The sequence below is a fragment of the Mesorhizobium sp. genome (genome assembly GCF_041661565.1).
Classification (GTDB): Bacteria; Pseudomonadota; Alphaproteobacteria; order Rhizobiales; family Rhizobiaceae; genus Mesorhizobium.
This window is the reverse complement of record NZ_JBAZUD010000049.1, coordinates 19,878-30,861: the sequence shown is the minus strand read 5'-3', so window position 1 is coordinate 30,861 and position 10,984 is coordinate 19,878. Positions and strand designations below refer to the sequence as shown.

Below are 10,984 nucleotides of genomic sequence, written 5' to 3'. Positions count from 1 at the left end.
CGCGCTGGCGCTGGCCGCCCGACAGCTGATGCGAGTAGCGGAAGCGAAAGCCGTTGCCGAGGCCAACCTCGTCGAGCGCCCGCTGGATGCGCTTTTCGCCGTCGGCAAAACCATGAATGGCCAGTGGTTCCTGCAGCAGGCGGTCAACGGTCTGGCGGGGGTGAAGCGAGCCATAGGGATCCTGGAAAACCATCTGCACTTCGCGGTAGAACGCCTTGTCGCGGCGTGCGCCGAGTTTCTTGCCGTTCACGGTGATGGTGCCCGAGGCGACCGGCGCGAGGCCGGCGATGGCCCTGAGCAGCGTCGATTTGCCGGAGCCGGATTCGCCGACGAGGCCGAAGGATTCTCCCGACCTGACTTCCAGGCTGACGCCTTTCAGCGCTCGAAACCGGTCGAAGACCACTTCCAGCCCGTCGATGGCAATTGCCGCCGTCATGCCGCCCACTCCAGCTTGCGGTCGAGCACCGGCAGTGGATGCCGTTCGAAGCCGATCCTCGGCATGCAGTTGAGCAGGCCGCGGGTGTAGGGGTGCTGCGCCTGGCTCAATTCAGACGCCTTGAGCTGCTCGACCACCTTGCCGGCATACATGACGATGACGCGGTCGCAAAAGGACGAAACCAGACGCAGATCGTGCGAGATGAAGATCAACCCCATGCCGCGCTCGCTGACAAGCCTGTCGAGGATGCCGAGCACGTCGAGCTGCACGGTCACGTCGAGCGCCGAGGTCGGCTCGTCGGCGATCATCATTTCCGGACCGGCGATCAGCATCATGGCGATCATGGCGCGCTGGCCCATGCCGCCCGACACTTCATGCGGATGCAGGTCGAAGACACGGGCGGGATCACGGATCTGCACGGCTTCCAGCATGGCCAGCGCACGGTCGCGCGCCTCGGACTTGCCGACCTTCTCATGGGTGCGCAGCGTCTCGACGATCTGGCGACCGATGCTCATCACCGGGTCGAGCGAGTATTTCGGATCCTGCAGGATCATGGCGATGCGTTTCCCCCGCAGCGCCCGGCGCTCGCGTGGCGACGCGGCGAGCAAGTCGATGCCGTCGAAGGCCAATTTGTTGGCCGATATCCGGGCCTGCGGAGGTGTCAGTCCCATGATGGCGCGGCCAGTCTGCGATTTGCCGGAGCCGGACTCGCCGACGATGCCCAGCCGTTCGCGCCCCAGCGAAAACGAAACGCCGCGCACCGCCTCGATGAGCCCGGTGCGGGTCGGAAAGGTGACGCGCAGATCGTCGACGTCAAGCAGTGTGCCGCCGCTCATTGGTCGCCGCTCCGGGGATCAAGCGCGTCGCGCAGGCCGTCGCCGAGCAGGTTGAAGCCGAGGCTGACGATCAGGATGGCGAAGCCAGGCGCGCCGGCCACCCACCACTGGTCAAGCACGAAGCGCCGGCCCGACGCGATCATCGTGCCCCATTCGGGCAGCGGCGGCTGCGCGCCGAGGCCAAGGAAGCCGAGACCGGCCGCGGTCAGGATGATGCCGGCCATGTCGAGCGTCACGCGCACGATCAGCGAGGAAATGCAGAGCGGCATGATGTGGCGTAGCACGATGCGGAAGGGCGAGGCGCCCATCAACTGTACCGCCTTGATGTAATCGGAATTGCGCACGGTCAGCGTTTCCGCGCGGGCAATGCGGGCGTAGGGCGGCCAGGAGGTGATGGCGATGGCCAGCACCGCATTCTCGATACCCGGGCCCAGTGCGGCGACAAACGCCAGCGCCAGGATCAGCTTGGGAAAGGCGAGGAAGATGTCGGTGACGCGCATCAGCACGGCATCGGTCCAGCCGCCGGCATAACCGGCGACGGTGCCGACCAGCAGGCCGACGGGCGCCGCGATGACCGCGACAAGGATGACCACGTAGAGCGTCCAGCGCGAGCCATAGAGGATGCGCGAAAGGATGTCGCGACCGAGATCGTCGGTGCCGAACCAGTGTTCGGCGCTCGGCGCTAGCAGGCGCGAGCCCTTGAGGTCGCCGAATGTCGGCGAATAGGGGGCCAGCACGCCGGCAAGGGCGGCGATGACCAGCAGGGCGATGATGATGAGCAGGCCGAGAAACGCCAGCCGGTTGGCGGAAAAGCGCCGCCACGCCACATAGGCGCGGCCGAGCCGCGCCTGCATGCGCGATGCGGGCCGCTCGCTGAGCAGCCAGGCACGACGGCTCTGGATCGTATCCGCGCTCATCGGACCTTCGTCCTCGGATCGAGCACTCGGTAGAGCAGGTCGGACAGGAGATTGATGCCGATGAACACCGAGCCGATGACGATCGTGCCGCCAAGCACGGCATTCATGTCGGCATTCTGCAGCGAATTGGTGATGTAGAGGCCGATGCCCGGCCAGGAGAACACGGTCTCGGTCAACACCGACCCTTCGAGCAGGCCGGCATAGGACAGCGCGATCACCGTCACCATCGGGACCGCCGCGTTGCGCAGCGCGTGACCCCAGATGATGCGGGTTTCGGACAGGCCCTTGGCGCGCGCGGCGACGATGTATTCCTGGGTGAGTTCATTGAGCATGAACGAGCGGGTCATGCGGCTGATGTAGGCGAGCGAGAAGTAGCCGAGCAGCGAGGCCGGCAGGATGATGTGGCGGAAGGCGTCATGGAAGACATCCCACTGCCCCTGCATGGCGGAATCGAGAAGGTAGAAGCCGGTGATCGGCGTGAAGGTGTATTCGTAGACGACGTCGAGCCGCGCCGGGAAGGCGACCCATTGCAGCTTGGCGTAGAACAGCACCAGCGCCAGTAGTCCGAGCCAGAAGATCGGCACGGAATAGCCGATCAGGCCGATGACGCGCACGATCTGGTCGATGATGCTGCCGCGTTTGACCGCGGCGAGCACGCCAAGCGGCACGCCAAACAGCGCGCCGATCAACGTGCCCAGCGTCGCCAGTTCCGTCGTTGCCGGAAGGGCGCGCCGGATATCGGTCATCACCGGATTCGTGGTCAGCACCGAGGTGCCGAAATCGCCGTGCAACGCGCTTTTCACATAGATGTAGAATTGCTCGACCAGCGGCAGGTCGAGACCCATCTCTCGGCGCGTGCGCTCGACGACATTGGCCGGCGCCCGGTCGCCCAGGACCGCCAGGACCGGGTCGATCGGTATGACCCGGCCGATAAAGAACGTCACCGCGAGCAGACCGAGATAGGTCGTGATCGCGATGACCAGGAAGCGGCCCAGCGATGATGCAAAGGCGGCGGCACGGGCGCTGCCGCGCCCGCCCTCGTTTTCAACCGCGCTCATGCGGCGCGTCCGCGGACGCTACTCCTTCGACACCGGGCCGACGAAGTTGCTGTCGAAGCTCGGGCCGAGCGCGAAACCCTTGAGGCTCTTGCGCAGGCCAGCCACTTCAAGCTGCTGATGGATGAGGACGAAGGGGCTGGTGTCGAGGATCTTCTTCTCGAGATCCTGATACTCGGCGGCGCGCTTGCCGGCATCCTTCTCGAGCAGGGCCGCTTCCGTCTGCTTGGTCAGGTCCGGAATGTCCCAGGCGTTGCGCCAGGCGAGCGTCTTGGTCTTGCCCGCATCGGAATTGTCCGGGTTCGAGGCGAAGGTCTGGGCATTGGAGTTCGGATCGAAATAGTCCTGACCCCACTGGCCGATATAGATGTCATGGTTGCGGGCGCGGTATTTGGTCAGCGTCTGCTTGCCGTCGCCGGGAATGATCTCCAGCTTGATGCCGGCCTGTCCAAGCGTCTGCTGGATCGATTCCGCCATGCCGGTCGTCGGCTGGCCATTGCGGACGTCCATGGTGACGCTGAAGCCGTCGGGCAGACCGGCCTTTGCCAGCAACTCCTTGGCCTTGGCGACATCGAGCTTGAAGGGGTTCTCGTCGAGTTCACCCAGAACGCCCTTGGGCAGGAAGGTCTGGTGGATCTCGCCGATGCCCTTGAGGATGGTGGTGCTCAGCGCGTCATAGTCGACCAGGTACTTGAAGGCCTGCCGAACCTCGGGCTTGGCGAGGTTCGGGTTCTTCTGGTTGAGGCTGATGTAATAGACCGTGCCCTTGGGCGCGCTGGTGGTGGTCAGGTCGGCGTTCTTAGCGATGGCGTCCAGGTCGTTGGGCTCGAGATTGCGGGCAACGTCGATGTCACCGGCCTCGAGCGCCAGGCGCTGGCCCGAGCTTTCCTTCATGTTGCGGTAAATGACGCGGGCAAGCTTGGCCTTCTCGCCGTAGTAATTGTCGTTGCGCTCGAGCACGACGGCCTCGTTGGCACGCCATTCGCGCAGCTTGTAGACGCCGGAGCCGGCGTAGCCGGTCTTCAGCCAGGCATTGCCGAAGTCGTTGTCGTATTTGTAGTCGGCGGTGGGCGCGGCGGTGACGACATGCTCCTTGACCAGCTTGCTGTCGACAACCGAAGCGACAGTCGCCGAAAGGCAGTTCAGGACGAAGCTCGGCGCATAGGCCTTGTCGACGGTGAACTGGAAGGTCGTGTCGTCGACCGCCTTGGCTTTCTCGGCGACGTTGTCGCCGCTGATGCCGAATTGGCCGATGATGAAGGCCGGGCTCTTGTCGAGCTTGATGACGCGCTCGAACGAATAGGCGACGTCGGCCGCAGTGATCGGATTGCCCGAGGCGAATTTCAGGCCGGGCTTGAGCTTGAAAGTGTAGGTCAGGCCATCGTCGGAGACGGTCCAGCTTTCGGCGAGGTCGCCCTTGACCTTGGAGGTGTCGGCGAGGTCGAGACGGACAAGCAGGTCGTAGGTGTTGCCGGTGACCTCGGCCGTCGAGAGCTCGAACGCTTCGCCCGGGTCCATGGAGATGATGTCGTCGATCGCGAAACCTTCGACCAGCGTGTCGGCCGGCGTAACGGCACCGGCTGGCGCGCCGGCCAGCAGAAGCGCCGACATGGCCGCACCGGCGAGCAGGACACGAGAGCGTAGAGCAAACTTTTCCATCATCATGGTGATCGTTCCCTGTTTTGTTGTTTGTTGACCTGAGTTCCCGGCTCAGGGTTCGGAATTTGTTTTCAGGAGCCCAAAAATACAGCCCTGAGACCCCTTACCGTCGCGGTTTTTGTCCAGTTGGTCAACACCTATCCGGCGGCTTCCAAACCTGTACCGAGCATCTGTGCGACGCCGTATTGGACCAGAGCGGGCGGGGTCGAGTCGACGCATGCGCCGGCTAATCGAGGCGGCCGAGTGGGAAAAATCTGCCAATTCCGGGGCTATTTAAGCGCCGCGACCAGAGCTGCATCCGGGAAGCAGGTGGCGGCGCGGCCGTTCCTTGCCTGCCATTCGCCGATAGAGCGGCGGGTCTTGAAACCGGGCAGGCCGTCGGCGCTGCCCACGTCATAGCCCTTGGCCTCCAGCGCGCGCTGAAGAGCCGCGATGTCCGAGCGGTAGAGCCCGCCGACCTCGCCCCAGCCGCCGGCGAAATTGCTGTCGCCGTGAGCGATGCGATCGGCGCCATGGCCGATGAACAGCGCGTAGAGGTCGCTGGTGTTGTATTCCTTCAGCACGTAGAAATTGGGGGTGGCGATGAACGCCGGTCCGCTGCGGCCGGCCGGCATAAGCAGGAAGCCTTCGGCCTTCAGCTCGCCGGCGGGAAACGGCTTTCCGCCGACACGCCTGATGCCCATCGCCGCCCACTGCGAAATCCTCTTGCCCTGGTCTGGACCTTCGAGCGAACAGGAGACCGCCTCAGGCACGGTGACCTCGAAGCCCCAGCCGCGGTTCTTTACCCAGCCATAGTGGACGAGATAATTGGCAATCGAGGCCAGGACGTCCGGCGTCGAGTTCCAGATGTCGGCACGGCCGTCGCCATCGAAATCCACCGCATGCTTCAGGAACGAGCTCGGCATGAACTGCGGCTGGCCCAGCGCGCCGGCCCAGGACGATTTCATCGCGCCGACCGGGGCCAGTCCCCGCTCGACGATCTCGAGCGCCGCCAGGAGTTCGGTGCGGAAGAAATCCTTCTTGGTCGACATGAACGCCTTGGTGCCAAGCACCTCGAAGGCGTCATAAGGCATCCTCGCCGCGCCGAAGCCGGTCTCGCGGCCCCAGATCGCCAGGAGGATTTCGCCCGGCACGCCATAGCGCTTTTCGACGGCCGCCAACGTCTTGGCGTTGACGGCTTCGCGCGCGCGTCCGCCCGATGTGACCGCACGAACAGTCTTCTCGGCGAAATAGGCGCCGGGCGAGCCGAACTCAGCCTGATGCTGCTTTTTCGGCGTCGTCGCCTTCTCCCCCGGCTTCACCAAGTCGGGCAGCTTGAGGTTGGGCTTGATGCCGTCGAAAGCCGCATCGAAGGTCTTTTTGGAAATGCCCTTGGTTTTGGCTTCGGGCCAGAGGTCGTTCTGCAACCAGCCGCGGAACTGATCGTCGATTTTTGCGGCCGAGGCGGGAGCAGAAAAGACGAGGAATGCAATCGCAGCCAGGAAAAAAGCGCGGCAAAACTGGCGAAGTCCGCGTTCTGTCGCGCGAAGGAATGCAGTCATCTCAGGAGCATCCCCGCCAATCTTGTCAAAACGCCGTCCGCGAGCGCAACGCGGCGGCCAGCGTGCCCTCGTCGAGATAATCGAGCTCGCCGCCGACCGGCACGCCATGCGCCAGCCGCGTCACCTTGATGTCGAAGCCGTTCAGCTGATCGGTGAGGTAATGCGCCGTCGTCTGGCCCTCGACCGTCGCGTTGACGGCGAGGATGATCTCCTTGACCTCGCCGCCGGCGACGCGGTCCACGAGCGAACGGATGTTGAGCTGGTCGGGGCCGATGCCGTCGAGCGGCGAGAGCGTGCCGCCAAGCACGTGGTAGCGGACATTCATCGCGGCCGCCCGCTCCAGGGCCCACAAATCGGAAACGTCCTCGACGACGATGATGGTGCCGGCATCGCGGCGCGGATCGGTGCAGATCATGCAGGGGTCCGATGTATCGACATTGCCGCAGGTCGAGCAGACGCGCACCTTGTCGGCCGCCTCGGCCATGGCGCCGGCCAATGGCGAGAGCAGCTGCTCCTTCTTCTTGATCAGGTGCAGGGCGGCTCGCCTGGCCGAACGCGGACCGAGCCCCGGCACCTTGGCCAGGAGCTGGATCAGGCGTTCGATCTCGGGACCGGCGATTCGCTTGGACATCGCCCTGATCTAGGATTTTTCAGAGCGCTTTGGAACATCCCGCGTCGGAATGTTGCGCCGCCGGTCCCTGGCGAACCCGCGCGCGCATGGGGTCAGTTGGCTTCGAGCGGCCGACCCTGGCTCACAATCATCGCGCCGATATCATCGGTGTTTTCAGGCGTCGACTGGAATCCCATCGCCGCCTCCTGCGGCGCACCCTGAATCGAGCTGATCACCCTTTTGTTCAAGCCACCGCCGAAACGGGCGGCATCCGGCTCTTCCATCGGCTCCTGCATCGCAACGATTGTCTGCTTGGCCTGGACACGGGCGGATTTCGCGGCCGGCGCAACCGAGGCGGTGATAAAGGCCTGCTCGGCGGGAGCGGCGCGGACGGTGGCCGTCCTCGCCGGCTCGGCGGAAGCGACAAGCGTTACGGGCGCGGCGGGCATGGGAGCCGGAGGCGCTATGGAAGCCACCGCGACCTGGTTTTCGTCCGGCAACGGCTGCCAGTTGCGGCCGCGCTTCTCGTAGAAGGCGTTGCCGCCGGCGACCATGGTGTAGTGCATGTTCTTGTAGGGGAAGCGCAGGCCGGCGGTGTGGAAGTACATCGTGTTCTTCAGCTTGGCCTTGCGCTCGCCGCGAAGCACGGCAGCGGCGGCTTCCTCGACATCGGGCATCGCCCGCGAGTTCATCGGCCTCGTCATGACACCCGGCGCAAACTGCCCGGGTTCGCCGACGACGTCGCAGATGGTGTTGCCGTGATTGCCGGAGCGCAGCCGGTTCATCACCACGGTGCCGACGGCGATCATCCCGTCACGGCTCGAACGGTTGGACTCGAAGAACATTGCCCGCTCCAGGCACTCCTTGTCCTTGGGCGTGTGGTCAAACGGACGCGAACTCAGGAAACTCGGCGTGATGGCATCGGTGAGGCTGGCGACTGACATGCCATGTGAAGTCGTCTGGCTGCAGCCAGCCAAGAACAGGGGAGAAGTGACGATGCCGAGCAAAAGCGGCATCTTCCATCGCGTGACGATCAACAGGTAACCCTCATTTCGGCCCGCCCCCAGGCTGCGGCAAGAATGAGACACTTTCAGGCAAAATGATGGCTAAACCGTTATTAATAAGGCCCTGTTGCCAAACTGGTACAGTTGCGTGGCAAAACCTCGGTCATGGCTCCGCCGGAATGTCGGCCCGCTGTCCGGGCTCGTCCTGTTCGAACGTCTCGGAAAACAGGCCGCGCCGCAGAAACAACGCCCTTGCTTCCCTCGCCTTGGGCCCGATCCGCTCCGGCCAGCCGCCCTCGATGAACTCGACCCTGGTGAAATCGGCACTGGACTCGCCGGCCGCTTCCAGGAAATCCGCGATCTCCAGCACGATCATGCGCTCGTCCTTCGACAGGGCTGACATGCCTGACTCGATCGAGGGGCGATGCACGAAATCCTCGAACAGGTCGAAGTAACCCCTGATGCCGACGAGATCGGCCCCGGCGTCGCAATCCGCGAGGATTTCAAGGATCTCGAAGATCCTGTTGCGCACACGCTGCTCGATCAGTCTTTCGGAGGGCTCATCGGTCATGGCATGCCGCCGCTGAATTCAACGCTATGCATGTCGTCGCGCGAAATCACGCAGGTCGGGATGACCTGGATCAAAAAGGCAGTTTCATTCCCGGCGGGATCGGCAGCCCGGCGGTCAGCGTCTTGGTCTTTTCCTGCATGATCTGCTCGACCTTTGCCTTGGCGTCGTTGTGAGCGGCGAGGATCAGATCCTCGAGGATCTCGACATCGTCCTCCTTGAACAATGACGGGTCGATCTTCAGCGACTTCATCTCGAATTTTCCGGTTAGGATGACATTGACCAGGCCGCCGCCGGCCTGGCCGGCGGCCTCCAGCGTCGCGATCTCATCCTGCATGGCTTGGAACTTGGCCTGCATTTCCTTCGCCTTGCCCATCAGGCCGAGAAGATCTTTCATGGTCGGGTCCTTTGCGGATTCGTGGCTGGTCAGTTGTCGTCGTCGTCAGCCGGCGGTTCGACCGGCACTTCGGCCTCGCCCGCATCAGCTTCCGGCGCGTCGGGAATGCGCACGTCGATGATCTTGGCGCCGGGAAAACGCGACAGGATCGCGGCCACGGTCGGATCGCTCCTGGCATCGAGAAAGGCGTTCTCGCGCTTGCTCGCTTCCATTTCGGCCAGCGTCTGGCCGCCCTGCTCTTTCGACAAGGAGACCAGCCAGCTGCGTCCGGTCCAGGCACGCAGCTTGGTCGTCAGGTCGTTGAGCAGCATCTTGGGCGCATCGTCGGTCAGGCTGACGTCGATGCGCCCGGGCTCGATGCGGACGAGACGGATGCAGCGCTTGACTAGCACCTTGAAGGCCATGTCGCGCTGGGCGTCGGCGAGGGCAACGATGTCGGCCAGCGACTTCACCGGCGCCGACTGCACCTCCACCACCGGCTCCGGCGGAGCGACGAAGGCGGCAGGTGCTGGCGTGGCCTCTGTCATGGGCGACGCCTCGACCAGCCGCATGGTCTGCGCGCCACCCGACCCGCCGGGCATGCGGGTCTGCGCGACCGCGCTGGTCCCGCCGCCAGTGCCGTTGCCCGAACCAGCGGGGGTGCCATTCGGGCGCGGCGCGGCGTTTTGCGCCGGTCCCGCCCCTTCAATCGATCGCAACGCCTCGTCCAGCGTCGGCAGGTCGGCGGCGTGCGCCAGCCGGATCAGCACCATTTCCGCGGCGCTGACCGGCCGGTTGGATGACTGGACCTCGGGAATGCCCTTGAGCAGCATCTGCCATGTCCGCGACAGCACCCTGACCGACAGCGTCCTGGCGAATTCGGCGCCGCGGTCCCGCTCGTCCTGCGACAGCGAGGCATCCTCCACGGCCGTCGGCACGAAACGCAGCCGGGTGACGAGATGGTTGAACTCGGCAAGATCGGTCAGCACCGCTGCCGGGTCGGCACCGGTATCATACTGGGTGCGGAATTCGGCCAGTGCGGCGGCGACGTCGCCCTTCATGACATGTTCGAACAGGTCGACGATGCGGGCGCGGTCGGCGAGCCCCAGCATCGCCCGCACCGCCTCGGCGCTGACCGCGCCAGCGCCGTGCGCGATCGCCTGGTCGAGGATGGAAAGCGAATCGCGGGCCGAGCCTTCGGCGGCGCGCGCGATCATCGCCAGCGCTTCGTCGTCGACCGAGATGCCTTCCTTGCCCGAGATGGAAGAGAGGTGCGCGACCAGCGCGCCGGCATCGATGCGCCTCAAGTCGAAGCGCTGGCAGCGCGACAGGACGGTGATCGGAACCTTGCGGATTTCGGTGGTGGCGAAGATGAACTTGACGTGCGGCGGCGGCTCTTCCAGCGTTTTCAGCAGGCCGTTGAAGGCCTGCGTGGAGAGCATGTGCACTTCGTCGATGATGTAGACCTTGTAGCGGGCCGAGACCGGCGCGTAACGCACGCGCTCGATGATGTCCCTGATGTCGTCGATGCCGGTGTGCGAGGCGGCATCCATTTCGATGACGTCAACATGGCGGCCTTCCATGATCGCCTGGCAGTGCTCGCCCAGCACGGCAAGATCGACCGAAGGCTGGTCCATACCGGCGGTTTTGTAATTCAGGGCTCGCGCCAGTATGCGCGCCGTCGTGGTCTTGCCGACGCCGCGCACGCCGGTCAGCATCCAGGCCTGCGCGATGCGGCCGGTGGCAAAGGCGTTGGTGAGCGTGCGCACCATCGGCTCCTGGCCGACCAGTTCGGAGAAATTCGACGGACGATATTTGCGCGCCAGCACGCGATAGGCAGCGGCTTTGCCTGTCTCCGGGGCCGCAGCCCCCGAATTTCCGGCTTCGCTCATTCGCCCGTAAAGCTCCAAAAGGCAGCGCCCGAAGGCGTTCGATTCCTGCGCATAGTCTCGCCCGCGCTGCAATGCGTCGTCAATGTCGCG

Annotated in this window: 11 protein-coding genes; all 11 read right to left on the bottom strand. The window is 64.5% G+C overall.

Annotated features, from left to right (window positions below):
• The coding region (locus WC739_RS11270) for an ABC transporter ATP-binding protein (protein WP_372953109.1) at positions 1 to 436 on the bottom strand (436 nt) is incomplete at its 3' end.
• The gene (locus WC739_RS11265; RefSeq protein WP_372953108.1) at positions 433 to 1,272 is read right to left on the bottom strand and encodes an ABC transporter ATP-binding protein; all 840 of its coding nucleotides are present in this window, start codon (positions 1,270 to 1,272) and stop codon (positions 433 to 435) included. The genes WC739_RS11270 and WC739_RS11265, both read right to left, overlap by 4 nt.
• Positions 1,269 to 2,189 (bottom strand): nickel transporter permease, encoded by a 921-nt coding sequence (gene nikC / locus WC739_RS11260; RefSeq protein WP_372953107.1) that lies wholly within the window; start codon positions 2,187 to 2,189, stop codon positions 1,269 to 1,271. The genes WC739_RS11265 and nikC overlap by 4 nt, the downstream gene beginning before the upstream one ends.
• Positions 2,186 to 3,247 carry an ABC transporter permease gene (locus tag WC739_RS11255; protein WP_372953106.1) on the bottom strand — a complete coding sequence of 354 codons (1,062 nt, stop codon included), beginning with the start codon at positions 3,245 to 3,247 and terminating at the stop codon, positions 2,186 to 2,188. Before WC739_RS11255 ends, nikC begins: the two co-directional genes overlap by 4 nt.
• An 18-nt stretch (positions 3,248 to 3,265) precedes the next feature.
• Positions 3,266 to 4,909, bottom strand: coding sequence for an ABC transporter substrate-binding protein (locus WC739_RS11250; protein ID WP_372953105.1), 1,644 nt, complete (start codon positions 4,907 to 4,909; stop codon positions 3,266 to 3,268).
• Positions 4,910 to 5,172: 263 nt separating this feature from the next.
• A complete protein-coding gene (locus WC739_RS11245) occupies positions 5,173 to 6,444 on the bottom strand; it encodes a lytic murein transglycosylase (RefSeq protein WP_372953104.1) in 1,272 nt (423 codons plus the stop codon).
• Positions 6,445 to 6,469: 25 nt separating this feature from the next.
• Positions 6,470 to 7,075: a recombination mediator RecR gene (gene recR, locus WC739_RS11240; protein ID WP_372953103.1), complete on the bottom strand. Its 606-nt coding sequence runs from the start codon at positions 7,073 to 7,075 to the stop codon at positions 6,470 to 6,472.
• 92 nt (positions 7,076 to 7,167) lie between these two features.
• On the bottom strand, positions 7,168 to 8,091 hold the full coding sequence (locus WC739_RS11235) for a cell wall hydrolase (protein WP_372953102.1): 924 nt from the start codon (positions 8,089 to 8,091) through the stop codon (positions 7,168 to 7,170).
• Positions 8,092 to 8,221: 130 nt separating this feature from the next.
• Positions 8,222 to 8,629 (bottom strand): hypothetical protein, encoded by a 408-nt coding sequence (locus tag WC739_RS11230; RefSeq protein WP_372953101.1) that lies wholly within the window; start codon positions 8,627 to 8,629, stop codon positions 8,222 to 8,224.
• Between the two features lie 70 nt (positions 8,630 to 8,699).
• Entirely contained in the window at positions 8,700 to 9,023 is a 324-nt protein-coding gene (locus WC739_RS11225) for a YbaB/EbfC family nucleoid-associated protein (protein WP_372953100.1), read from the bottom strand.
• Positions 9,024 to 9,052: 29 nt separating this feature from the next.
• Positions 9,053 to 10,894 (bottom strand): DNA polymerase III subunit gamma/tau, encoded by a 1,842-nt coding sequence (locus WC739_RS11220; RefSeq protein WP_372953099.1) that lies wholly within the window; start codon positions 10,892 to 10,894, stop codon positions 9,053 to 9,055.
• Positions 10,895 to 10,984: the final 90 nt, after the last annotated feature.